The 24,469-nt window shown below is 58.0% G+C and carries 26 protein-coding genes and 1 pseudogene; 21 read left to right on the forward strand and 6 right to left on the reverse strand.

Annotated features, from left to right (window positions below; translation table 11 throughout):
• The first annotated feature begins 335 nt into the window (after positions 1-335).
• The 11 genes from WMO44_RS00005 (at position 336) to WMO44_RS00055 (ending at position 9,459) form a co-directional block, all read left to right on the forward strand.
• Positions 336-1,118: a ZIP family metal transporter gene (locus WMO44_RS00005; RefSeq protein WP_097770701.1), complete on the forward strand. Its 783-nt coding sequence runs from the start codon at positions 336-338 to the stop codon at positions 1,116-1,118.
• A gap of 246 nt (positions 1,119-1,364) precedes the next feature.
• The gene (locus tag WMO44_RS00010; protein ID WP_349151335.1) at positions 1,365-1,973 is read left to right on the forward strand and encodes a class I SAM-dependent methyltransferase; all 609 of its coding nucleotides are present in this window, start codon (positions 1,365-1,367) and stop codon (positions 1,971-1,973) included.
• 9 nt (positions 1,974-1,982) lie between these two features.
• Positions 1,983-2,846, forward strand: a complete 864-nt coding sequence (locus WMO44_RS00015) for an MBL fold metallo-hydrolase (protein ID WP_349151336.1) — start codon at positions 1,983-1,985, stop codon at positions 2,844-2,846.
• A complete protein-coding gene (locus WMO44_RS00020) occupies positions 2,843-3,001 on the forward strand; it encodes a hypothetical protein (RefSeq protein WP_349151337.1) in 159 nt (52 codons plus the stop codon). Before WMO44_RS00015 ends, WMO44_RS00020 begins: the two co-directional genes overlap by 4 nt.
• Before the next feature lie 11 nt (positions 3,002-3,012).
• Positions 3,013-3,855 (forward strand): class I SAM-dependent methyltransferase, encoded by an 843-nt coding sequence (locus tag WMO44_RS00025; RefSeq protein ID WP_349151338.1) that lies wholly within the window; start codon positions 3,013-3,015, stop codon positions 3,853-3,855.
• On the forward strand, positions 3,852-4,484 hold the full coding sequence (locus WMO44_RS00030) for an L-2-amino-thiazoline-4-carboxylic acid hydrolase (protein WP_349151339.1): 633 nt from the start codon (positions 3,852-3,854) through the stop codon (positions 4,482-4,484). Before WMO44_RS00025 ends, WMO44_RS00030 begins: the two co-directional genes overlap by 4 nt.
• A gap of 45 nt (positions 4,485-4,529) precedes the next feature.
• Positions 4,530-4,799, forward strand: a complete 270-nt coding sequence (locus tag WMO44_RS00035; RefSeq protein WP_349151603.1) for a hypothetical protein — start codon at positions 4,530-4,532, stop codon at positions 4,797-4,799.
• Entirely contained in the window at positions 4,796-5,170 is a 375-nt protein-coding gene (locus WMO44_RS00040; RefSeq protein ID WP_349151340.1) for a hypothetical protein, read from the forward strand. Before WMO44_RS00035 ends, WMO44_RS00040 begins: the two co-directional genes overlap by 4 nt.
• Before the next feature lie 83 nt (positions 5,171-5,253).
• Positions 5,254-6,738: a gamma-glutamylcyclotransferase family protein gene (locus tag WMO44_RS00045; RefSeq protein WP_349151341.1), complete on the forward strand. Its 1,485-nt coding sequence runs from the start codon at positions 5,254-5,256 to the stop codon at positions 6,736-6,738.
• A gap of 278 nt (positions 6,739-7,016) precedes the next feature.
• On the forward strand, positions 7,017-7,307 hold the full coding sequence (locus WMO44_RS00050) for a DUF6110 family protein (protein WP_005928119.1): 291 nt from the start codon (positions 7,017-7,019) through the stop codon (positions 7,305-7,307).
• Positions 7,308-7,368: 61 nt separating this feature from the next.
• The gene (locus WMO44_RS00055) at positions 7,369-9,459 is read left to right on the forward strand and encodes a heavy metal translocating P-type ATPase (RefSeq protein ID WP_349151342.1); all 2,091 of its coding nucleotides are present in this window, start codon (positions 7,369-7,371) and stop codon (positions 9,457-9,459) included.
• 158 nt (positions 9,460-9,617) lie between these two features.
• Here WMO44_RS00055 and WMO44_RS00060 read toward each other — a convergent pair whose 3' ends face one another.
• From WMO44_RS00060 to WMO44_RS00075, 4 genes are all read right to left on the reverse strand, one after another.
• The gene (locus WMO44_RS00060; protein WP_349151343.1) at positions 9,618-10,514 is read right to left on the reverse strand and encodes a 4Fe-4S binding protein; all 897 of its coding nucleotides are present in this window, start codon (positions 10,512-10,514) and stop codon (positions 9,618-9,620) included.
• Positions 10,514-10,978, reverse strand: coding sequence for an FMN-binding protein (locus WMO44_RS00065; protein WP_118658938.1), 465 nt, complete (start codon positions 10,976-10,978; stop codon positions 10,514-10,516). Before WMO44_RS00065 ends, WMO44_RS00060 begins: the two co-directional genes overlap by 1 nt.
• Complete coding sequence (locus tag WMO44_RS00070; protein WP_118658937.1) at positions 10,975-12,078, reverse strand: FMN-binding protein; 1,104 nt, start codon at positions 12,076-12,078, stop codon at positions 10,975-10,977. Before WMO44_RS00070 ends, WMO44_RS00065 begins: the two co-directional genes overlap by 4 nt.
• Positions 12,079-12,158: 80 nt before the next feature.
• Entirely contained in the window at positions 12,159-12,500 is a 342-nt protein-coding gene (locus WMO44_RS00075; RefSeq protein ID WP_349151597.1) for a penicillin-binding Tp47 domain C-containing protein, read from the reverse strand.
• A gap of 161 nt (positions 12,501-12,661) precedes the next feature.
• Between WMO44_RS00075 and WMO44_RS00080 the strand changes: the two genes are divergently transcribed.
• From WMO44_RS00080 to WMO44_RS00095, 4 genes and pseudogenes are all read left to right on the forward strand, one after another.
• On the forward strand, positions 12,662-12,820 hold the full coding sequence (locus tag WMO44_RS00080; RefSeq protein WP_349151344.1) for a hypothetical protein: 159 nt from the start codon (positions 12,662-12,664) through the stop codon (positions 12,818-12,820).
• A gap of 146 nt (positions 12,821-12,966) precedes the next feature.
• Positions 12,967-13,167 (forward strand): annotated as a pseudogene (locus WMO44_RS00085) (TetR/AcrR family transcriptional regulator); the annotation flags it as partial.
• 20 nt (positions 13,168-13,187) lie between these two features.
• Complete coding sequence (locus WMO44_RS00090; RefSeq protein WP_435387722.1) at positions 13,188-13,397, forward strand: RNHCP domain-containing protein; 210 nt, start codon at positions 13,188-13,190, stop codon at positions 13,395-13,397.
• A 20-nt stretch (positions 13,398-13,417) separates the two neighbouring features.
• Positions 13,418-14,158 carry a GNAT family N-acetyltransferase gene (locus tag WMO44_RS00095; protein ID WP_349151345.1) on the forward strand — a complete coding sequence of 247 codons (741 nt, stop codon included), beginning with the start codon at positions 13,418-13,420 and terminating at the stop codon, positions 14,156-14,158.
• 147 nt (positions 14,159-14,305) lie between these two features.
• Here the strand turns inward: WMO44_RS00095 and WMO44_RS00100 are convergent, their stop codons facing one another.
• Positions 14,306-15,856 (reverse strand): helix-turn-helix transcriptional regulator, encoded by a 1,551-nt coding sequence (locus WMO44_RS00100; protein WP_349151346.1) that lies wholly within the window; start codon positions 15,854-15,856, stop codon positions 14,306-14,308.
• A gap of 32 nt (positions 15,857-15,888) precedes the next feature.
• Complete coding sequence (locus WMO44_RS00105) at positions 15,889-17,220, reverse strand: ABC transporter substrate-binding protein (protein WP_349151347.1); 1,332 nt, start codon at positions 17,218-17,220, stop codon at positions 15,889-15,891.
• A 417-nt stretch (positions 17,221-17,637) separates the two neighbouring features.
• Between WMO44_RS00105 and WMO44_RS00110 the strand changes: the two genes are divergently transcribed.
• The 6 genes from WMO44_RS00110 to WMO44_RS00135 all read left to right on the forward strand — a co-directional run bounded on the left by WMO44_RS00110 (position 17,638) and on the right by WMO44_RS00135 (position 24,458).
• Positions 17,638-18,243: a twin-arginine translocation signal domain-containing protein gene (locus WMO44_RS00110; protein ID WP_349151348.1), complete on the forward strand. Its 606-nt coding sequence runs from the start codon at positions 17,638-17,640 to the stop codon at positions 18,241-18,243.
• A 119-nt stretch (positions 18,244-18,362) separates the two neighbouring features.
• A complete protein-coding gene (locus tag WMO44_RS00115; RefSeq protein ID WP_349151349.1) occupies positions 18,363-18,899 on the forward strand; it encodes a twin-arginine translocation signal domain-containing protein in 537 nt (178 codons plus the stop codon).
• An 82-nt stretch (positions 18,900-18,981) separates the two neighbouring features.
• Positions 18,982-19,746 (forward strand): twin-arginine translocation signal domain-containing protein, encoded by a 765-nt coding sequence (locus WMO44_RS00120; RefSeq protein ID WP_349151350.1) that lies wholly within the window; start codon positions 18,982-18,984, stop codon positions 19,744-19,746.
• Positions 19,747-19,762: 16 nt separating this feature from the next.
• Positions 19,763-21,289: an acid-shock protein gene (locus WMO44_RS00125; RefSeq protein ID WP_349151351.1), complete on the forward strand. Its 1,527-nt coding sequence runs from the start codon at positions 19,763-19,765 to the stop codon at positions 21,287-21,289.
• An 18-nt stretch (positions 21,290-21,307) separates the two neighbouring features.
• A complete protein-coding gene (locus WMO44_RS00130) occupies positions 21,308-22,864 on the forward strand; it encodes an acid-shock protein (RefSeq protein WP_349151352.1) in 1,557 nt (518 codons plus the stop codon).
• A gap of 37 nt (positions 22,865-22,901) precedes the next feature.
• Positions 22,902-24,458 (forward strand): hypothetical protein, encoded by a 1,557-nt coding sequence (locus WMO44_RS00135; RefSeq protein WP_349151353.1) that lies wholly within the window; start codon positions 22,902-22,904, stop codon positions 24,456-24,458.
• Positions 24,459-24,469: the final 11 nt, after the last annotated feature.

The raw sequence follows: 24,469 nt of genomic DNA on the forward strand, positions 1-24,469 counted from the left end.
CATAGCGGCCGCAAGTGCACCTGCAAATACTTTTTTCAATCTCATGGTAACACACCTCTATCTCAGTTTTGAAAAAATAGTTAGCTTTACCTAACAATTGGCGCAAAAAAATGCAGGGGGAAAACCCCTCAGATAGTTAGGCAAAACAAATTCACAAAGTAAAAATAGCACTCCCACAGGGCGTTGTCAAGCAGAAACCGGCAAGTTTGCAGAGGTAAATTTTTCGGTGCAGGAAACGATCTGCATCCTCTATACCGCAAAGCCCTTGACCTTTTTGCCGGAGCGCAGTATACTGCCTGTATGGTTAGTTACATTTAACCACAAGGAGGTACTACATGATACAAGACGCATTCTGGGGGATCTTGATCCCTTTTCTGGGCACAAGCCTTGGAGCGGGCTGTGTGTTCTTTTTGAAAAACTCTCTGCGTGACGGCATCCAGCGCGCCCTCACCGGCTTTGCCGCCGGAGTGATGGTGGCGGCATCGGTATGGAGCTTGCTGATCCCAGCCATGGAACAGGCTGCAGATCTGGGCAGGCTGGCGTTTTTCCCGGCGGCGGTGGGTTTCTGGCTGGGTATCCTGTTTTTGCTGCTGCTGGACCATCTCATTCCGCATCTGCACCAGAACAGTTTGCAGGCCGAAGGGCCAAAAAGCCAGCTCCAGCGCACCACCATGATGGTTCTGGCGGTAACGCTGCACAACATCCCGGAGGGCATGGCAGTGGGCGTAGTCTATGCCGGTTACCTTGCCGGAACGGCTCAGATCACTGCCGCCGGGGCGCTGGCACTTTCCCTTGGCATTGCTATCCAGAACTTCCCGGAGGGTGCTATCATCTCCATGCCACTGCGGGCGGAAGGAATGAAAAAAGGTCGGGCGTTCTGGGGCGGTGTGCTGTCCGGCATCGTAGAGCCCATCGGGGCAGTGCTGACGATTCTGGCGGCAGGCATCGTGGTGCCTGCTTTGCCCTATCTGCTCAGCTTTGCCGCCGGAGCCATGCTGTATGTGGTGGTGGAGGAACTGATCCCGGAAATGTCGCAGGGGCAGCACTCCAACGTTGGTACGGTATTTTTTGCGGTGGGCTTCAGCGTGATGATGGTGCTGGACGTAGCACTGGGGTGACGGTTGGGGGACGGAAGCGAAATCATTTTCGGAATTCCCGAAAATGCCTAAACTTCTTGACAGAGGAGACGGCAGGGCGTATTATTTTGGCAGAAAGACCGCTGAGAAGCGGCTTTTTATAGAACAAAAAAAGTTAGCTCTGCCTAACTTGCAGCACGAGGAATTGCTGGCCTGTCACCCGGAGCAGTGGGCGCATCTGGTAAAAAGCATTGCATTGTGAACGGTAAACAGAAAGAGGGTGGCGTTATGTCCTTCTTTGAAAACACCCGAAAGCCCGTAGGCCTTGGCGGGAAGATCGTGGTTGCTATGATGAACTTTGGACACAGCGCAATGGCAGAATGGGGGCTGCGTTTTTTACAGCCTGCCCCGGATGCCATGGTGCTGGACTGCGGCTGCGGCGGTGGAGCGAACATTAAAACGCTGTTGAAACTGTGCCCCAACGGCAAGGTGCAGGGCATCGACTATTCGGCAGTCAGTGTAGAAAAAGCGCGAAAGGTCAATGCAGGTGCCATTGCAGCAGGGCAGTGTACTGTGCAGCAGGCAAGTGTGGCAGAACTGCCGTTTGAAGCGGAGCAGTTTGATGTGGTGACCGCCTTTGAAACGGTCTATTTCTGGCCGGAGCTTGCACAGAATTTCAGAGAGGTCTATCGGGTACTGAAGCCCGGCGGGGTCTTCTTCATCTGTAACGAAGCAAACGGCGAAACGACAAAAGACGACAAATGGACGCAGATCATCGATGGCATGACCATCTATACGGATACTGCACTGAAAGAGTATCTGGAAAAAGCAGGATTTTGTCAGATCCAAAGCCACAAAAATAAAAGGGGCTGGCTGTGCGTCACAGCACAGAAATGAGGTGTGATCATGTCGAAAAAAGCAACGGAATTCCAAAGAAAAGCGATGAGCTGGATGTACCGGGGCAAGGAGATCTTCAAGCCTTTGAACACCGGCTGGATCGACGAGAATGTTGCCTGCGTGCGCGAATGGGTGGCGAACATCTTCTTCTACCGCAAAGGCGATACGACTATTATGGTCGATGCGGGATATAACTACGACCGCCTTGCCGAAAAAATGAGCTGGCTTGGGATTGATCCGAAGTCGATACACCATATCCTTATCACCCATCAGGACACCGACCATGTGGGTGCGGTGGAAGCAGACAGTCCGGGGCTGTTCCGGAATGCGAATCTGTACATCGGCGAGATCGAGAACCGGTATCTGATTGGAGAAGCACGCCGCAAGGTTATTTATCATCTCTATAAGCTGCCGCAAGTGACCATCTACAACGAAAAGCAGCTGCTTCACGATGGAGAGGTCTTTGATATTGACGGCGTCAGGATCGAGTGTTTTCTGGTTCCCGGTCATACATGGGGGCACATGGTATACCTTGTGGACGGGAAATATCTCTTTACCGGCGACACGCTGTGGTTTGGCGCGGACGGCGGCTACAGCTTCATTTCCTCGCTGGCGGAGGACAATAAGCTGGCTGTGCAGTCACTGGCGGAGCTGGAGCAGAAACTGCGCGCACGTGGGCTGCATCCATATTTCATCACCGGTCACACGGGATGGACGGACAATTTTGCCTTTGCGTTTGCCCACAAAGACAAGCGCCGTTCACCATTCAAAAAACGAGTACACGACCCATCGGCGCCCTATGATGCCTACGACGAATCGGACGACACCGAAGAAAATGCAAAGAGCGGTTTTCTAAAAGGCGTGGGAAGATGAAGGACGGCGAATTACAAATTGACCGTAGCTGCCATGTGCTATATTCCAAACCCTGCAAAAAGGAAATTCTGGCGAAAATCACTCTGCACTATACGGTGGGCATGGCAGTCATAGCGGCGGTGCTGGCGGCAATGATGACTGTTTTTACTCACTGAGGGAGGAACCTATGAAATACAAAATCGAGAAAAACACCGTGCAGGAGACGCTGATCCTCCCACTGTATTCCCGGAAGTTGTGCACAGAGCTGTATCCGAACCTTTACCGGGATGAAACAGCGGTTCGGCTGCTCGACCAGATCGACTACGATTTTTCGCAGGCAGAGAAAAATTCCCGCAGCCTGATGCAGCGCTTTGGTGTGCTGGAGGTCGCCATGCGGCAGAATGACCTTGCCTTTGAGGTGCAGGCGTACCTGAAAAACCACCCCTGCGCGGCAGTGGTCAATCTGGGCTGCGGGCTGGATAACACCGGCAGAGCCTGCGACAACGGCAGCTGTAAAATCTACAATCTGGACTTCCCGGATGTGATCGCCTTGCGGCAGCAGCTTCTGCCCGCCGGGGAACGGGAACAAAATATCCCCTGCGATCTGAAAGACCCCGCATGGTTTGACAAGATCGATGCCTCCGGCGGGGCGGTATTTTTTGCCTCCGGGGTGTTCTATTACTTCCTGACGGAGCAGGTTCGGGAACTGGTGCAGGGGATGGCGGACGCTTTTCCCGGCGGGGTGCTGGTGTTCGATGCCGCCAACCGTACGGCGGTGAAGATGATCGCCAAAACGTGGCTCAGGACGGCGAAAATCAAGGATGTGGGAGCATATTTCGCGGTTTCAGATGCGAAAAGCGAGCTTTCCCCGTGGGACAATCGCTTACAAGTGTCCAGCCGGGGCTATATGCTGGGGTATAACGATTTGAAAGATCCTTCTGTCAGCAACTTTTTCCGATTCCTCGCAAAGGTTGGAGACAACGGGATGAAAATGCAGATCGTGAAAATCGGATTTGGAGACAGACAATGAAATATGCCGGGATGCCCATGGGAATGTGGGTGCTGTTTGCCGGTTCCTTTCAAAAGCAGCTGACTGCTGTGCTGGGCTATGATGCAGCTACCGCAAAAGCCATCACGAAAAAGGCAAAGCCGCAATACCGGCAGATCATTCGCAGGCTGCCGGAGTTTGAAAAAGCGGACCGCTTCAAGATGAACATCGTCAACTGCGCAATGCTCGGCGCGTTCATTCTCTCCATGCCGCAACGCCCAGAGGTGGACAGGCTGACGGATTACTACGCAAGATCCATGATGACAAAGCCCATGCAGTGGTTCTGCCGCAAAAGCGGAAAAAGCAAGTTTACCCCAAAGGACATTGCCGCTATGAAAGCCACTGCCGCCCTGAAAGCCGCCGACCGCAACCCCTACTCGTGGAACATGGAGTTTTACGAATACCCGGATGGCAGCGACTACGAGGGACGCTTTACCAAGTGCGGCATCTGTGTGCTGATGAAGGAACTGGGTCTGTACGACCTGACCCCCGCTTTGTGCCATCTGGACTACACCATGAGCGAAGCGAGCGGTGTGACCGAATTTGTGCGGCAGTACACCCTTGCCTCCGGCGGACCCTACTGCGACTGCGGGTACAAAAAGAAAGGGTGACGGACGATGCGATTTTTGCATAAATTTTTTGAAGGAGTTTTTTTCGTGAAAAAACAGTCCGATCTTTCCCGGCTGATGGGTTACGCTGAGAACTACCGATATTTCACCTACGCTTCGTGGGTACTGTCTGCGGTCAGCGCACTGGTGGCACTGGTGCCCTTTGTGTACATCTGGAAGATCCTGCGGGATGTGTTGAATGCCGCGCCGGACTATGCGCAGGCGGTGAACATCCCCCATGGAGTCAGTTGTCACCTTACGCAAAGAAGCGGATACGAGAGGCCTATGTTTCGGAGGACCGTGTTACACGATATGTGAATAGGAGTGCGGCAGAAGAAAAAGAGGCGGTGGCATTCGGTGCGTTTTTGAATAAGATGGAATGGAAAGCGGAGCATTGGGTCGACGAGTTCTTTACGGAGACGGAGATGCTGAACCGCTATGATGACGGCATTGATCTGATGCTTGCCCTCAAAGATGCACGTTACGGAATGGAACACGTTTATACGATTCAATGCAAGGATAAATTTTTTCCGAAGTGCAGATTCTATTTTGTTTCCAGATACCAGCCTTTTGAAATTGCAGTCGTAGACGAAGCGCAATATCAAAAACTGGGCAAAGAGTATATCCTAAAAGAAAAAATCGGGGAGAGGGTCATGCTGGATGAGATTTTGAAAGTTAGATACAACTGACGTCTCTCTATTACCGCGTATTTGATGAATCCAGTGCTATCATGGTGTCAGAACGAAACACACCGCAATAAAAGGAGAACACCATGATGAATTTTGATAATGCTTACAAGAAACCTCTGTGCCGCTTTTCAGTTGAACAGGAAAACGGCGTACAGCAGGCATTTGACTGCGCAGAGGCCTTGTACCTCGCAGCCGAGCAGGAGCGCTACCGCACCCTTTCCCGGACAGAGATGGCTGCATTTCTGGATGCGGCTGCAGTTCTCCAGACTGAAGAGGGCTTGATCCCGCTGGTGATCGACAAAACCATGCCATCCGATTGCCGGGTGGATTTGCAGTACCATCCGAGCTATGCGGCGGCAGCAGCCATCTACGCATGGCAGACCATGCGGGAAATCTTTGACGAAGCACGGACGGCTTTTTTCAAGAACCTGCTGCATGGCTGCACGGGGCGCGGACTGCGTGACCATGGACTGGATGCAGGCTCCGGGCAGCGCCGCAATCTGATCTTGCTGGCCAAGGCCGATGTTAAGGCATTCGTTGAGGAAAACGGTGATCTTTGCGCAGAGTTCACGGCATTGGTGCGGGACACCATTCAGATGTTCGAACGCGACATTGTAAGGGCAAAGCAGAACCACACGTCGATGGTGGAAATGGGAATGTGGCCTGTGCCGATCACCGCAGAGTTGGAACAGGTTGTGGCAGCTTATCACGGCAAGACCCATACGCTCTTTGTTTATGGGACGCTGATGCAGGAACAGCCCGCCCACGATCTGTTGAAGGATTCGATCTACTCCCGGCGGTATACCCTGCACGACCATACCATGGTGGATCTGGGCGCATACCCCGGAATCGTGCAGAAGAAAAACGAAGCGGTTCTGGGTGAGGTATACTTTGTCTCGCCGAAGATGATGGCAGAGATGGATAGCTATGAGGACGAGGGCAACCTCTATCTGCGCCGGGAGGTGTGGGTGAAGTCTGAGCAGGGCAGCCTTCGTGCAGAAGCCTACTTATATAATAAGGGTACGCAGGGCTGTTTAGAGCGTTCCTGCTGGCAGCCGAAGCATGAGGAAGAAGTCTGGTATGCCTGCTACGGCTCCAACCTGTCCGAGGAACGGTTCCGATGCTATGTGCAGGGCGGCGTAGCGCCCAACGGAAAACACTACTACGGCTGTAACGATACTACGCTGTGGAAGGAATCGTATTGGACGGATTATCGCGGCAGACTGTATTTCGGCAACGAAAGCCCCAGCTGGGATTACGGCGGCGTGGCTTTTTATGACCCGGCGGGTTATGAATCGGTATTGTTCCGGCTGTACCGCATTACGAGGGACCAGCTGCATGACATCATGCGGCAGGAGGGTGCCTCGGCCAACTGGTACGGGCATCAGTTCCTGCTGGGGATGGGCAAGGATAATCTGCCGGTCTATACCTTGATCAGCAGCACGACCCGCCCGCAGAAGGCACCGTCTCCGAACTATCTGGAGGTGATCCGCACCGCTTTGGAGAAAGAAGCCGGTCTGAAGCCGAAGGAAGTGAAATGCTATCTCGACAAGGCGTTGAACGCATAAATAGCTTGAAATCGACCCTGCGGATTCCGACGGTGTTGGAATTTGCAGGGTTTTCTACATACCCAAAACAAATATAGACTGCGGCCTGCTGCTCTCTGCAAGGGAGTATGACCAAAAAGATCCTCCGCATCAAACTGCTGCTAACAATGTTAATACGTCCTAACATCGTCGAAAACCATTGAAAAAGCCCGAAAGCGTGCTAATATATAAAGATAAAGAGCCTGCCCCGCTCAAGGGGATGGGTGCTCAGATAGGAAATACAGAAACGAGGGGTAAATATGTTTGATACAAAAAAGCTTGCACTGTTTTTGGGCGGTGTGGTGTTCGGCTCTGCCGGCTTCAAGGTGCTGTCCAGTAAGGACGCCAAAAAGGTCTACACCCAGACCACCGCTGCGGTGCTGCGGATGAAGGACTGCACCATGCAGACCGTGAATAAGGTGCAGGAGGAGGCCGGTGACATCCTTGCCGATGCAAAGGCCATCAACGAGAGCCGCGCCGCCGAGGCTGCACAGGAGGTCATCGAGGATACGGCTGAAGAAGAGCAGCCCGCAGAGCAGACCGCACAGTGATATAGCGCAGCAGAGCCGCCGCTTTGGGCGGCTCTTTTTGCACAGAGGGGTAAGAAAAGCAATGAAATGTACGATCCTACATGAAGGGAAGGGGCGGATGCGGGTGCACGTCTGCGCTGTGCGCATGACGTTGCACCGGGCAGACGTGCTGGAAGCCTACCTGAACGGGCAGGACAATATCCAGAAAGCCACCGTCTACGAGCGCACCGGAGATGTGGTGCTGACCTACCGGGGCAGCCGGAAGGACGCCGCCGCCCTGCTGGCGGCCTACCGCTTTGACAACGAAGAATTGGAGGTGCTGGTCACCTCTCACGACAGCCGGAAGATCAATCAGGAATATCAGGAAAAGATGGTCGGTCTTGTGGCGGGGCGGGCGTTCCGCAAGGTGTTCCTGCCCGCGCCCATCGCGGCGGCATATACGGTGTGGCGCTCCATCGCCTTTATCTGGAAGGGGATCCGCTGCCTGCTGCACCGCAAGCTGGAAGTAGAGGTGCTGGATGCGCTCAGCATCACAGCCTCCCTCCTGCGGGGGGATTACAGCACCGCAGGGTCGGTGATGTTCCTGCTGACGGTGAGCAGCTTGCTGGAAGAGTGGACAAGGAAAAAGAGCTTGGATGACCTTGCCCGCAGCATGGCACTGAACGTGGACAAGGTCTGGGTGCGCACCCCGCAGGGCGAGGTACTGGTGCCGTTGACCCGCGTTCACGCCGGGGACGAAGTAGTGGTGCGTTCCGGCAACATGATCCCGTTGGACGGTATGGTGCTGGAGGGCGAGGCCATGGTCAATCAGGCTGCCCTGACCGGCGAGTCCATGCCGGTGCGCAAGACCACCGGCGCCACCGTCTACGCCGGCACGGTGGTGGAAGAGGGCGAATGCGTCCTTGTGGCCAAGGCAGAGGGCGGTGCTAACCGCTACGATAAGATCGTGGCGATGATCGAGGAATCGGAAAAGCTCAAGTCCGGTACCGAGAACCGGGCTTTGCAGCTGGCCGACCGTCTGGTGCCGTGGTGCCTTGCCGGTACGGTGGCTACCTACGCCTTTACCCGCAACGTCACCCGCGCCATCTCCATTTTGATGGTGGACTTTTCCTGTGCGCTGAAGCTTTCCATGCCGCTGGCGGTGCTTTCTGCCATGCGGGAGTGCGGGGAATACCACATCACCGTAAAGGGCGGCAAGTATCTGGAAGCGCTGGCAAAGGCGGACACCATCGTGTTCGATAAGACCGGCACTCTCACCCGCGCCACCCCGCAGGTGGTGCAGGTAGTGCCTTTCTCCGGCTGTGAGGAGCGGGAGGTATTGCAGCTTGCCGCCTGTCTGGAAGAGCACTTCCCCCATTCCATGGCAAACGCCGTTGTCCGTGCTGCCAGAGAGCGGGGCATCTCCCACGAAGAGATGCACTCCGAGGTGGAGTATATCGTGGCGCACGGCATTGCCAGCCGGGTGGGCGGCACGCGGGTGGTCATTGGCAGCGCCCACTTCATTTTTGAGGACGAGGGCTGCACCATCCCGGCAGGGGAACAGGCAAAGTTCGATGCGCTGGACCCCCGGTATTCCCACCTGTATCTGGCTGCTTCCGGGGTGCTGGCGGGGGTCATCTGCATCGCAGACCCCCTGCGCCCGGAGGCGGCACAGGTTCTGCATAAGCTTCGGAGACTGGGCATTGCCCAGACGGTCATGATGACCGGCGACAGCGACCGCACTGCCCGCGCCATTGCGGCGCAGGTGGGGGTGGACCGCTGCTTTGCGGAGGTGCTGCCGGAGGATAAAGCCGCCTTTGTCCGCGACGCCAAGGCCGAGGGACATACGGTAGTGATGATCGGCGACGGCATCAACGATTCGCCCGCCTTGTCGGCGGCAGATATCGGCATCGCCATCCATTCCGGTGCCGCCATCGCCCGGGAGATCGCCGATGTGACCATCCGCGCAGACAGTCTGGAAGAGCTGGTGACTTTAAAAGCCATTGCCAACGCCCTGCAAAAGCGGGTGGGCAGCAATTACCGGTTCGTCCTCAGCTTCAACTCCGCGCTCATTCTTCTGGGCGCACTGGGCATTCTGCCCCCGGCTACCAGCGCGATGCTGCATAACCTTTCTACCCTTGGCATCAGTCTGCGCAGCATGACAGACCTGTTGGAGCAGAAGCCTTTACCGTGAAAATGGAACGCCGGAGCGTCCGCAGACGCTCCGGCGTTCCGAAATTATAAATAGTTTTTCCGATGAAAATGCCCAGAGCATAGCGGAGGGCATTCAAAATCGTCTTAGCCAAAAGGGAGGCGCTGCACGATATTGTGCGGCGGCCTCCCTTTTTTGTTTCAGATAAACCGGCAGAAGCCCAGCCAGCAGCCCAGCAGGAAGAAGAGCAGCGCCTTACCCAGCACCGGCAGCCACGGGTGCTTGCAAAGAGCCAAATCCCACCGGTGGATGTTCTGCTTGGGGCAGGTGCCCACGCAGGCTTCACAGGCGATGCACTCCCCGCTGCGCAGGCTGCTTTCCTCCAGCTTCAGGCACACCGGGCACTGCTGCTTGCAGGCGTTGCAGCCCGGGATGCAGCCATCGTTCTGCCGGTGCAGCCGCGCAAAGGGCAGCACCGGCAGCAGGGCGAACACCGCACCCATGGGGCAGAGAAACTGACAGAAGAACCGGTGCTGCACCGCCATGCCCAGCAAAATGAGCACAAGCAGCGCGATGCCCACGCCGAAGCCCTCCGGCGGCAGACGCAGAGCCGTCAGGCGGGAAAATACCTCCCACGGGCTTGCGCCGGTCAGCAGCTTTTCCTGCCAGGTCACATACAGCGCCACCAGCCCTGCCAGCAGCAGATATTTGACCTTCTGCCCCCAAAGCACCGCCCGCTCCGGCAGCCGGAGCTGCTTTTTGCGGCGGAGCAGCTTTTTCTGGATAAGGCCAGAAAGCACCCAGACGGCATCGCCCAAGCTGCCAAAGGCGCAGGCGTACCCGCAGAAAAACCGGTCGAACAAAAGGGTGAAGCCACACAGCCCCAGCAGGGAAAGCGTGAAGCTATCTGCCGAGAGAACCTCGCCCGCACCGATGTGCAGAAAGATCTGTTTTACCCCGGAAAAACCAGCTACGAATGCGCCCGGCATGGTCACAAAGAAGAAAAGCTGCACCCCGGCGCGCAGCCATGTGCGGTGCTTTTTGTCCCGCTGACGCTGCTGCGCCGCCGTTAAAGGCTTTGTCTGTGTTTTTTCCATTATGTTGCCGCCTTTCCCAGTGCGTCCTCTACTGCACCGATAAGTCCTTCTGCCGTGAGGGTAGCGCCGGAAACGGTATCCACCTCGGCAGACTGCACATCCAGCATCTCGTCCAGCAAAGGCAGTGCCTGTTTATAGTAGGGCTTATCTTCACCGGAAGCGTCCAGCACCGCAATATCGGTCATTTTTCCGTTCTGGATGGTCACCGACACCCGGATGACATCGCCAAAGCCAAAGGCGCTGCCCTCGTAGGTGCCGTCCTGGTAGCCGCTTTGGGTCTGCTCTGCCTGCGCTGCGCTCTGCGCCTGCAAAACGGAAGTGTTGTAGGCTTCTACCTCGGCAATCTCCTGCTTGCGCTGGCTCACCGCCGCAGCCCGGACTAACGCCACCTGCTGGTATTGCCACAGAATCCCCAGAATCAGCAGCAGGTTCACCGCCCGGAGGAGAAAATTCTTGTATTTCATTCCGCTGCTCCTTCCGTTTCAGGTTCGGTTTCTTCCGGCGGCAGCACCGCCTCGGATGCCAGCAGCACCTCCGCAGAAGATGCCGGTTCCGGTTCAGAATCGTCCGGTGTTTCTGCCGGGAAAAGCTGCTGCCATACTTCCTTGAGCCATGCAGGAACGGTGCGCTTTTCCTTCGGCTGCACCACCTCCACGGTGGGCGCAGTGACCGGCGTTTCCTCGGGTTCTGCCGCTTCGGACGGCGCGGCTTCTTCCACCACTTCTTCCGATGCTGTCTGCTCCGGGGTGGTTTCCTCTGCCGGGGCAACCGCTGCCTTTGCCAGCGCCAGCTTGACCGCGTTCAGGATGCCGGTGGAGGAGTAGGTGGCACCGGAAACGGCATCCACGTTGGGACTTTGTCCCTCCAGAATGGCGGGGATGACCCGCTTTGCCCGGGAGAGATATTCTTCTTCATCCTCAGCACTCAAAACCGTGATATCGGTGATCTTATCCTCTGCCACCGTGACCTGTACCGTAATTTTGCCCTCAAAGCCTATGGCTTCGGCAGTGTAGATGCCGTCACGGTAGGTGGATGGTGCAGTAAATTCCTCCACCACCAGCGGTGCGGAAGGCTTTGGCTGCGGCGGCAGGGGATTATTCACCACCTCGCCGGTCAGGGCGTTCTGTACCGCGCCCAGAATGCCCCGACTGGTGTAGGTCGCCTCGGAAACGGCGTCCACCTCCCAGCTCTGGGCATCCATTACGGTGGTCAAAAGCCGCTTTGCGCGCCGCAGAAACTGCTTGGTCTCGTGGGAAGCATCCAGAATCTCGACCTCCGCGATGCTGCCGTTTTCCATGGTCACCTGCACCCGGACGGCACCGCCGTAGCCCCGGGAAGAGCCAACGTAAACGCCGTCGGCATAGGGCAGCTTGGGCAGGGCTTCTTCCTCCGCTTCAACGGAAGCGGCTTCCACCGGCTGCTCCACCACGGCTGTCAGCCTTTCCGGTACGGCAGCCAGCACCGGCGCGGTGCGCGGCAGCGCAAAAAGCACAGCTGCCGCTGCTGCCACCGCCGGGAGCAGCTGCACCAGTGGCAGCAGTGTGTTGCATCGTTTTTTGTTCATTCCAACTCCTCCTGACACGGAAAAGCAAGGCCGCCTGCATAAAGCGACCTTGCCTTTTTGATGTTCTGTTTTTTGCCGGATCAGGCAGCTTTCAGGTTCTGCACGGCATCGGTCAGGTGGGTCACCTGCTCCAGTGCAGCGGCCTTATACAGGGTCTCGCGGCTCAAAAGCTCCACGCTCTCGGCCAGCTCGGTCTCCAGATTGGCATAGCTGTCGGCGGTGTAAGCGGCCTTTGCCTTGCTCTGTGCTTCGGCGACCACAGCCTGCAGGGCGGCGCGGTCGGCATCGCTTGCCAGCTCATGCTTGGCAAGGTTCTCGGCAGTGGTCTGGAACTTGACCACCGTGTCGGCGTAGCCCAGTGCGCGGATGGTGATGGTCCAGTAGCCGGTGCCGTCAGTGCCCTCCGGCAGCTGGCAGCTTATCGCAGTGGCAGAAAATCGTTGCCATACAGTTAGCTGCTCCTAACATTGCGCGCAAAGAAAAACCTGCGGGGCAAAGCCCCTCAGATGGTTAGGGTAAGCTAATTGACGGAAATTAAGATAACACGCATACAAAGGGATGTCAAGAAAAAGCAGGGATGTTTATGGAAGCTAATTTTTCGGAAGAAGAAGCCGCCCGCACCCGCTCTGCTGCAAAGCCCTTGACCTTTTTGCCGGAGCGTAGGATGCTTTTTATAGGGTTAGCTGTAAATAGCCGCAAGGAGATACTATATGATGCAACACGCATTCTGGGGGAATCTTGATCCCCGGAACATAACTGGGGATGCCAGCCGGTGGAGGGTGTTGAATCAATCATGGATGCCGCTAGGCTGCGGGCACGATTTTATTTCCATTGTCTTTGAAACCTCTTGACAATGGAAACTTTTTTTGATTATAGTAAAACTAACAAATGTTAGTTAGCGAAAGGCAAAGGAAAATGGAAGATACCAAGCAGCGCATTCTGGAAAAATCTCTGGAACTGTTTTCGACCAAAGGGTATGATGCGGTCAGCGTGGGCGAAATTGCAAAGGCGGTCGGCATCAAGGCTCCGTCACTTTACAACCATTTCCCCAGTAAACAGGCCATTTTTGATGCGATTTTGGAGACAACTTCGGCGTCATCATGTAGCCGGTGGCCGTCTGGGTACGCAAAGGCGGCGAGTGGGCCATCATCCACCGCTGCAAACGCTGCGGAAAGCTCAGCTCCAACCGGGTGGCGGCAGACGACAACCCCATGAAGCTCATGAGCATTGCCATGAAGCCGCTGTGCTCTCCGCCGTTCCCGCTGGACTATATTGAGGAAATGACCGCCTTGATGGGCGGTGATGGACGGATGCGGTAAGCCGCAGGAGGAACTGCAAGATGGAGTATATCCGAATCACAAAAGAAAACATCGACAAGGAACACATCTGTTGTGCCATGTCCGGCCAACAGAGCCTTGCCAAGAAGGAATGGCTCAAGCAGCGCTTTGCGGAGGGGCTTGTTTTTTACCGCAGTGCGGAGCGCGGCAAATGCTTTATCGAGTACATCCCGGCAGAAAACGCATGGGTGCCCATTGATGCGGCAGGCTGGCTTTATATCAACTGTCTGTGGGTCTCCGGCTCCCTGAAAGGGCACGGCTATTCCAGCGACCTGCTGGAAGAATGCCTTCGGGATGCCAAGGCACAGGGCAAAAACGGCGTTTGCATTCTGTGTGCCGAGGGGCGCAAACGGGAGTTCCTCGCTGACCCCAAGTTTTTGACCCATAAGGGCTTTAAGGTTTCGGACATCTCCGATTGCGGGATCAATCTCATGTATCTGCCCCTTGCAGAGAGCGCCCAGCCGCCAAGATTCAAAGACTATGCCAAGCATCCCAAGGTGGAGGAAAATGGCTTTGTCCTCTACTATACCGACCAGTGCCCCTACACCTATTACTGGGTTCCAAAGGTGCAGGAGGCTGCAAAGGAACATGGGATCCCGTTCAAAGCCATCCACATCACAGAGAAAGAGACGGCACAGAATGTGCCTGCACCTGTCACAACATACGCATTGTTCCGGGATGGCAAATTTGTGACCCAGAGCATCCAGTCGGACAAGAAATTTTTGAAATTGGCGGCAGAATAGCAGAATAATTGAATCAAGCCAGACGCCAGACGCAGTGCAGCCCATAGAATTGGGGTGCGCTGCGTTTTTATTCGTTGGGGCTATTTTGCAATAGCCCCTTCATTTTTGCTTGTTTCCGGTGAAAGCTGCGGTGCGGGAACGTTCCATTCAGCGGGCCTTCTTGGGGTCGCTTTCGTCCGGGGCGCTGCCGCTGCCGGAGTTCAGGATCGCCACGAACTGCTGCAGCTGCTTGAGGGAGCTTACACCCAGTTTTTCGTAGATGTTCTTGTTGTGGAAGCGCAGAGTACTGTCTTTGATGTCCAGCTGCTCCACGATCTCCCGGGTGCGCAGCCCGGCGGCGTAGCCGTCAAAGATGCGGCGTTCGGTCTTGGTCAGGGTGGGGATGCCCGCCACAAAGGTCTGGAAGGCATCGGGCACCGACTCGTTGCGGCACACGTCCGCCAGCCGGGACAGCTCAGTCTGCATCTGCTGGCGCTCCAGCTGCAGCTCGTCCATCCGCCGCCGGGACTCCCGCCGGTCCTCCTCGAACTGCCGGAACGCAGGCGAGAGGATGCGCCGGTGGAAGTTCATGCAGCAGAACACCACGAAAAAGGCGATGAACAGGCCGATGAGCAGCATCTGCAGATTGCCGGAAAAGACCAGTCTCCGGTAGTCTGCCATGGGGATGCACACCGCCAGCCGGTAGGACTGACTCTCGCTCAGGCGGCACAGCTGGGAGATGCCCGCATAGGCGCTGTCGGGGCCGGTCAACTGGGTCAGCCCGCCGCCCATGCTGCGCAGCACCAGCGTGTTCCGGGGGGCATGGTAGTAGCCGCCGGTGGTGCCGCTGCTGAGGGCGGCATCGGCGGCAAGGCCGTCCCCCGCCGGGGCCAGCAGGCAGCTCAGCCGGTCAAAGCCGGTGGGCTGGGCAAAGTTCTGCTTGAAGTAGCTCTCGCTGATCTCAAAGCCGCACAGCCCGTACATTGTGCCGTCCCGCCCCCGCAGGGGCAGCAAAAACAACTGCACCTCCTCCGAGGTGCCGGGCAGCTCGAACCGCTCGGTCAGCGTGTAAGACTGGTACAGCGGGGCGCTGCCGGGGGTCATCCAGCGGTCGTAGTCCGGGAACTGGTCGGTCTGAAACTCCATGCGCCACTTGCGGTGGGGCATCACGCTGTGGGCCTTGCCCACCTCCGCACTGCCTCGGTACAGCAGCAGGGGCACGGTGGGGGTGTCGGCACCGCTTTTCTGCACATACAGCCCGGCGCGGGAATGCTCTGCTCCCTCCATGCGGGTGTTGACGGTGGCATCCAGCAGCACAAAAGCGCCGGAACAGCCGGTCTGGCGCAGACAGCGGCACAGCGGCTCGAGCATTTTCTCCTCCAGCGCGTTCAGCACCTCGGGGGAGTCGTTCAGCTGGGCAAAGGACATCTGCCGCAGAGCAAGCTCCTTGTCCACCTCTGCGCTCATGTCCTCGGACAGGTTCACGCCCATGACCGCCAGCTGCTCAAAATAGCGCTCCATATCGTTCTGGAACACCGAAAACTGGATCTGCAAACTGCGGCTGATGTCCTTTTTGGTGTTGTGCAGGCTGGCAAACAGGAACAGCGCCGCACCAAAGGTCAACACCAGCAGCACCACCAGCAGCAGGCAGGCCCACAGCAGCCGGCTGCTCATGGGGCTTTGGCGGATCTTTTCACGGTGCCGGTCAACAAAGTGCATCAAAGTCCCTCCTTTCCGGCTGAGCGGCAGGCTCAGGCATTGTCACACAGCAGCTGCCATGTTTCCTCGGCAAGGGCTTCCAGCGTTTCGCCGTCCGCAAGGCGCTGGGGGTAGTCCTTCTGGCGCTGGCGCAGGCTGTCGTACAAGGTTTTGGCCTTGGCGTGGTACCCCACGATGCCCGGTTCGGACAGGGGGGTGTTCTGGATGCGCATTTCGTTGTAGACGTCGTACAGCCGCTGATAGCTCTGCTGCTCAAAGGGATAGTCCGCAATGGCGTCAAAGGCGGCGCTGGACACCGGCATGTAGCCGGTATCGGCGGCAAATTCCAGATTGCGCTGCTGTTCGGTGAGCCAGCGTAGGAACACGGCGGCGGCTTCGGCTTTCTGGTCGGTGGTCTTGAAGGCGCACAGGCCCACACCGGCCTGCGGCATCAGGGGCGTGACGGTACCTGCGGCGTGGGGCAGGGGAGCCAGCAGCAGGTCGGTGGGCTCGGTGGTGTTGTCCGGGTAGGTGACGAAATCATTGTAATAAAGGATGGCCGCAGAGCTGCCAAGGCCCGCCAGCGTTTCGCCGGTCATCACCTGCGTGTTGGAGTACAGGTCCGACACCAGAATATCGCCCTGCACCAGCGCCCGGGCAAACTCCATCCACGAGGCGCGGAAGGTCTCGTTGGTCAGATCGTACCAGCTGCCCTTGTACAGCTCGCCGCTGCCCTGCTCCAGCGCGTTCAGCTCCACCAGACGCAGGGGGTAGTCCAGCGCGCAGAAGGGCTTGCCCTGCGACCACTGCCGGTAGGCACCCGCCATTTCAAAAAATCCGTCCCATGTGGCAAGGGTGGAAAGCTGCGCCCCGGTGTCCGCCGCAAAGCGGGCGTACTGGGAGCCGTTCAAAAAGATGAGCTGGGTGGATTTGGACACCGGGAACACCACCTGCCGCCCCTCAATGATGCCGTCCTGCACAAAGCCGGGCACATAGGCCGCCATGTCCTCGGCGGTGAACCAGTCGTTCCAGTCCACAAGGTTCTCAATGCCCAGAGCGCTAGCGTCCGCGGGGTGGGCCGAGAACAGGTCCGGCAGGTCCAGCGCGCCGGGCTTGCCGGCCTTGGCGTCCTGCAGCTGGCCGCCGATGGCGGCGCTGTTGGTCATGTTGGTCACGTTGAGCAGGATGCCCTTCTCCCTGCCCACCGTGTCGTTGAACTCGGTCAGCAGGCGGTTCATGGGCGAGTCGGCCTGTTCGCCGTATACATGCCAGATGCTGAGCATGGTGGGGTCCTTGGGCGAGAGCAGGGTCTTACTGCCGCCGCAGCCCGCAAGCGCCAGACCGGGGACGAGCGCCGCAAGCTTCAAAAATGTCCTTCGTTCCATTTTCATGCTTCCTTTCCGCAAGTTGCAGCCAAAGGGGCGGGGGAGGCCGCTGCCGCCGCAGCCCGCAAGGGCCTGGTTGGACGAGACCCTTCCCAAACCCCCATTTTCCCCCCAAAAACGGCCCTTTTTGGGGGGAAATGGGTAGAAAAAGGGAAAACCTCCTAAAAATTTTTTTGGAGCTTCCCCCCAAAAAACGGCTTTTTTGAGGGGGCAATTTTTTCCCGGATATGATACAGTACAAACAGAAGAGGTCCCGCGCCGGTGCAGAAAGCCTGTCGCTGTGCACAAAACGCGTCAACAGGCATCTGTAAATTCTATTCATAAGAATAGCATAAGATGGAGCGGACTGCAAGTGCAGAGAATACCCAAACCAGAGCCCCCTAAAAAGCAGGGGGACAAACAGAAAGGAGCATTCCCATGAAAGAACTGAACAGACGCGAATTCCTCACCCTTACCGGCGCAGCCGTTGTGGCGCTCTCGCTGGCAGGTTGCGGTGGGCCCTCCGCACCTCCCGCACCCGCAGCACCCACCCAAAAGGAGCTGGACCTCCTTAAGGCCCTCAACCGGACGCTCGAGGCCCATTGGACTGAACTGGGAGATCCTAGCAAGATCAGAGCGCTGAGCTACAGTCAGGATGCATCCGACTTCGCGAGAGACTTTGTCAGTCCCTGCGTGCAGGCGGACAAGGCAGAGGTGAAGATGACCCCGGAGCAGAACGCTGCCTTTGAAAATGAGATGCAGGAACGACTGGCTGCCCTCCGCAAAAAGTACGGATCATACGCATCTCTGGATGAGGGGGTCATTGGGTGCAACTATGTGCTGGGCTACCCTGCACTCCATGACTATAACATGGAGCTGACGATCCCGTATGAACTGAGCGGCGAGAATTTCAAGAATGCGTTCATTAAGATGCTCAACAAGATGGACATGGAAACCAGAGATCTCGGCATCTACTGCCCCACCGTTGCGGGAACGGACTATATCGTGATAGTGCCTCTGTCGGATAGGCGGCACAACAAGTAGTTGTAACGCCCCTGTCGGAACTGCGCTGAGCCGCAGCTGATTTTTTAAAGCACATCACCCGCCCCGGGCACGGCAGACTGATCTGCCCGGGGGCTTTATAAGAAGAAAGGAGCACCCCCATGAAAGAGATGAACCGACGCGAATTCCTCACCCTTTCCGGCGCAGCCGTTGTGGCGCTCTCGCTGGCAGGCTGCGGCGGGCCCTCCGCACCTCCCGCACCTCCCGCAGTGCCCACCGGCAAGGAAGCCAAGGTGCTGGAAGCCATCAAAAAATACCGCGCAGCAGCCGGGGTGACGGAACAGATCACACTGGATGACGGCCTGAAGCCCGCAGTTGAACTTGTGGCGGAGGTCGCAAAGGGCGACAAGAAATATGAAGACGTCATAGGAGATCTTAGTGAGATAATGAAGCTCTATCCTGATCTTAGCGCTCCGATCGGCGTCCGTATGGAAAACGATGATGAGCACATGAATGTAACTCCGGTATGTATATACTTGGAGGACGTAGAGAAGATGGCACTAAATCTTCCGTCTCAGGTGGACGATACCGCTAAGGAAGCTCTGAAATCGGCCCGTCTGATTGCGATTCAGTTGTTCGAGTATGGCGGTGCGAAATACTGGGTCGCAGTCGTTTCCAAAGGCAAAGTGACTCCGTAAAAACAACAATTCCCATTTAACCCCCTGTTTGCCCCGGGCGCACTCCCCCTGTGCCCGGGGCTTTATAGAAAGGAGCACCCCCATGAAACGATATGACCGACGGACTTTCCTGAAGCTCTCCGGCGCATCGGCGGTGATGCTGGCGTTGGCTGGCTGTGAGGACGAGGGCTTCTGCGGCTCCGGTGCCCCGGATATCCCGGACTCCGGCAGCTCCATCGACCCCTCTACCTACGACCCCTTTCACAGTGAGGAGATCACCACCCTTGGCCCTCCGCTTCCGGAGGCTCCCGATTCGCCCCCGATTCCGGTGATCCGGGACGGCAGAAAGATCTTTGAGATCATCAATGCCGAGCTGACCCGGCGGAAGGTGCAGTACTTCAAAATGCAGTACAATGCGGGCTTGGAACACTCCATTCAGTCCGAGATGCAGATGTTTGTGGACTACGACACCCCTTCCTTCCCCGCGAAGGAGGGTCTGGAAGCCCGGATGAACGGAGACTATGTGGATGGAATGTGGGCTGGCTTTGAGGAGGGCGGCTATGGATGGGGCAAAGGCTCCACCGCCTTTATCCGGGGCATCCACCACGACTGCTATGGCATCCAGCTGGACGATTACAAAGAGAAACGCTACTATCTGGACCGGCCCTACCCGGCCAATCAGGCCCAGTTCAAGGCCCTGATGGATGAGCTGGAAGGAAAATTCAATCACGCCCCGGACCCCAATATGCTGGACTCTCCGGAAGTGAGGAAATACGACATCGGCATCACTGTGGCGGATGTTCAGGGCAAGACCTACTGGGGGGCCTATATCATGCGTACACCACAGGACCCCGCCAACGATGAATGACGAAAAGGAGACAGCCATGAAACACAAACGTTTTGCTGCTGTGGTTCTGGCTGCGGCGCTGCTGCTGACCGGCTGCGGCGGCACCCAGAGCAGCCCCAGCGCTGCTGCCGACCAAAGCTCCGACAGCAGCCGAAGCACCCCCAGCGCGGTGGCGCAGGCCGCCCAGACAGACCGCATCACCGACCAGTACACGCTGGAAAAGAACGTTTCGGGCGTGTGGGGGGAGGAAGCGGTGCAGTGCATTTCCGTCCATGTGCCCAAGCTGGAATGCGACAGCCCGGACGCCGCCTACATCAACGATGAGCTGAATGCCATCTATGCGGCAGATTTCCGGGAATATGAGAACTACGAGGAGGCCGGGCAGCCGGGGAGCGAGCTGATCGGTGTGGGCTGGGATGACTGGTGGTACGGCGATTGCGTCAGTCTGGTGGTGCGCAGCCGCTACGGCGGCACCGCCCCGTGGCGTTACAGCGGCTGGTGCTTCGATTTTTCTACCGGCAGGCAGATCACCACAGCCGAGATGCTGCAGCGGATGGGGCTGGACCCGGACGAAGTGCAGGCGCAGGTGCAGCGACAGGCCATGCAGGCCTTTGACCGGGAGATGGCGCAGGGCGCGTATTACGAGGGCCTGCGTCTCGGCGGAGAGCTTTCGCAAATGCGGATGGATACGCTGGAATACAATGAACTGGAAAACCTGTGCCTGCTTTTGCCGGAGCAGGATCAACTGGTGCTCCGGGGAAAGTACAGCTGCGAAGAAGGCTGGCAGCAGCTGGATATGGAGCTCTCGCTGCCCCCCGCTGACACCCCGGTGCTGACCGATACCTACGATGGTGTGCAGGTGCAGCTGGAGGGAACGCAGGCCACCATCACCCTGAGCCCTGCACCCAAAACCGCCACTTGGGACACGGAACTCAACCTCCGGCTGGAACAGGCGCACACCTATCCCATCCTTGGCTCTTATAATGAATATGTGGACGTGTGCATCGGGCAGCAGACCGACTCGGTGTTCCATCCGGTGATCTATCTGCTGACCAAAGACGGCGTGGTGGAGTATGTGGACGTGCTGCGCTGCCTTTTGCTTGGAAATGCCATGATCTGTCAGGACCCCATCTACTTTGCCAACAACGGCGTGTCGCTGGAGCGCAGCGGCAATAGTAAAGTAAACCTGCGTCGGAAGGATGGCTCTGTGCTGGAGCTGGCCGAACTGTCGTCAGAGTGGAGCGTGCAGGAGATCCCCTATTCCGTCACCGGCTCTTACAACTACACCGACGAAAACGGCTGGAGCTGGATGGACCTGACCAGCGACGGCAGCGTCCAGATGGGCATTCAGGACAACAGCCGCATGGATCAGGGCGACGCCGCGTATCTGGGCGTGGTGCCCGAGGGCGTGGTGCTGGGCATCGCTGCCGATGAGGAACTCGAATTTGTGGCGGCGTTCAAGAACGACCTGTACAACGAGAACCTGACCCTGACCATGATCGCCGGGCAAAACCCCTTTGCCGAGGGGGAGACCCAGCTGCAGATGACCCGCAGCTACGGCTGAGATCACAGGAGAACGACCATGAAACACAAACGCCTTGCCGCTGCAGTGCTGGCGGCGGCTCTCTGGCTGACCGGCTGCGGCGGCGCGGCGGCTCCCGCTGCCCCCGCAGGCTCCGGCGCAGCTTCCCAAAGCGCCGCAGATACGGTGGTGCAGACAGCACAAAAAGACCGCATCACCGAGCAGTTCACGCTGGAAAAGACCATCCAGCTGTACGAGTGGGGCAGCGCACAGAAGCTGACCATCCATGTGCCGCAGCTGGTGTGCGACGGCCCGGACGCTGCTTATCTTAACGATGAGCTTGCCGCCATGTATGCGGCAGACTTCCGACAGTACGAGGACAGCCCGGAGATCGAGCCGCAGCAGGACGAGTGGAGCCCGGAGATTTATATCAACTGGGACGCCTACTGGTACGGCGACTGCGTAAGCCTTGTGGTGTTCCGCTACGACGGCGGTACCGACCCGGGGTATTCCCGGGGCTGGTGCTTCGATTTTGCCACCGGAAAGCAGGTCTCCGTGACGGAAATGCTGCAGCGCATGGGGCTGGACCCGGACGCCGTGCAGCAGCAGATGCTGCGCGAGGCCATGCAGACCTTTGACCGGCACATGGCGCAGGGCGGCTACTACGAGGGCCTGCGCAGCGGCGGCAATCTGGCAAGCATGCGGATGAACACGCTGGAAAACAACCAGCTGGAGGACCTGTGCCTGCTGCTGCCGGAACAAAACCGGCTGGTGCTCCGGGGCGGGTGCAGCTCCACTGCCGGCAGCGGCTGGCGGCAGCTGGATGTGGAGATCCCGCTGCAGGCTGCTGACCCGCAGCCGCAGACGGTGCTGACCGATACCTACGGCAGCGCTTCGGTGCAGCTGGAAGGAACGCAGGGCACCATCACCCTCCGCCGCACGCCGGAGACCGCCGCATGGGACGCGGATTACGGCATCCGGCTGGAACAGGACCGCACCTACCCCATCCTAGGCACTTATAATGAATATATCGACGTGTGCATCGGAGAAATCGGCGCATCCTTCCACCCGGTGGTCTATCTGCTGACGAAGGACGGCGTGGTGGAATATGTGGACGTGCTGCGCTGCCTTATATCCGGAAATGTTCTGGTCTGTCAGGACCCCATCTATATTGCAAACAACGGCGTGGCGCTGGAACGCAGCGGCAAAGAGGTAATTCTGCATCAGGAGGATGGCTCTGTGCTGGAACTTGCTCCCCTGACGGAAGAGTGGAACGCGCAGGAGATCCCCTCGGAGGCTGTCGGTGCCTTCAACGACATGTCTGACAACCAGTTTGACTGGATGGACGTGGAAAGCAATGGTTGCGTCCAGATGGGCGTGCAGGACAACAACGTTTTCTATCAGGGCTACGCCGACTATCTGGGCGTGGTGCCGGAGGGCATGGTGCTGGGCGTCTCTACCAGCGAGACGGCAGACGGGATGCCGGGCATCACCTTTGTGGCGGCGGTGAAGTACGACCTGTACAACGAGACCCTGAACCTTACCATGATCGACGGGCAGAACCCCTTTGCCGAGGGAAAGACCCAGCTGCAGCTGACCCGCTGCCCGGATAACTGACCACGGCGGGAGCCGCTGAGAACACAGGAGAACCACCATGAAACACAAAGCATTCCGCTGGATACCGGCAGTTTTGCTGGCAGCGCTGCTGGCAGGCTGCGGGGCAAGGGCCGCAGCCTCTGCCCGCCCGGCTGGCAGCCGGGAACTGAAATCGACCCCGCCGGATTCCATGCACGCCACCGCGGCGATTACTGAGCAGTACACCCTTGAAAAGGTGGTGCAGGCGGAAAACGGCGGCAAGGTTCGGCTGAACATCCATCTGCCCCGGCTGGAGTGCGACAGCGCCGATGCCGCCCGCATCAACGCCGAGATCGCCCGCTACTACGAATACGATGTGCAGGAGTACGTAGACTGCCCGGCGGCAGCCGACCCGGAATCGTGGGACATCTGCATTGAGATGAACTGGAACGCCAGCTGGTACGGTGACTGCGTCAGCCTTGTGGTCAGCAGCTGCTACGGCGGTACCGATGCACCCTTCTATCAGGGCTGGTGCTTCGACTTTGAAAGCGGGAGCCAGCTCACCGCCACCCAGCTGCTGCAGCGCATGGGGGCAGACCCCGCCGCGCTGGAAGAAGCACTGTACCGCGACGTGAAGCGCCGGGATGAGCTGGACCGGCAGGCCGCCTGTGAGCGGGGGCTGCTGCCCCCCGGCGAGGTGAAAGCGGGAAACACTGCATGGTGGGCTTCGCTGGACGAACTGCCTTTTTCGCTGGACGGAAAAGGGAACATCTCCTTTGTGATCCGCAGGTTCAGCGCGGCCGGGGAGCAGTATGTGAACGATGCCCCAACCATCCCGCTGGACGCGCAGCCGCTGCCGCAGGACTGGGAGCAGCAGGTGCTAACCGAGTGGATGGCAGTCACGGCGGTGACGCAGGGTGAAAGCTATGCCCCCGCCGACCGCAACGAAAGCTTTACCCTGCGGCTGGAAAAGGCCGAGATCACCGGCACGGTGACCGTCTCCTTCACCCGGGAAACATACGTCAGCCCGCAGATCCAGTCCGCTGCCGAGACCCGCACCGGAGAGCTGAATGCCGGCGCTGTGACCGGCTGGGACGGGAAAAAAAGTCAGGGCTGGAACCTGACAAGCCTCAGCGAGGACAGCAGAAGCTGCTGGACCATCTCCATGATGGAGGACGGTTCGCTGCGGATGCAGTCCACCGGCCCCAAAAAGGGCAGTGAGGTCTGGTACGTTTTTCAGCGCACCGAGGCGTGGGACGATATCGGCTACACCGCCATCCCCCGCAGGCTGTGGGGCACTTACCGCGCCGGAGACGAGTCCGCAAAGGGCATCCGCTGGATGACCTTCCTGCCGGACGGCAGCTGCTGCATGAGCGTGGAATGGGTCGGGTGGAACGGCATTCTGACCGGCACCGCCGAGGGAACACAGGGCCGCACCGAGGACGGCACCGAGCTGCACTTCACGCTGACCGACACGGATGGCAGACCGTGCGAGTTCTGGGCCATTTTGCTGAACGATGACGGCAGCCCCAGCGGCTGCAGCCTGAAATACCGCGCCGGAGAGCAGTTGTTTGACCGGGACACACGTCCCGCTTACTGGAAAAACGACTCCCCGGAACTTACCCTTGAACCGTGACCAAAACCGGA

Origin of the sequence: Faecalibacterium tardum, from assembly GCF_040096515.1 — a bacterium.
GTDB classification, from domain to species: Bacteria; Bacillota; Clostridia; order Oscillospirales; family Ruminococcaceae; genus Faecalibacterium; species Faecalibacterium tardum.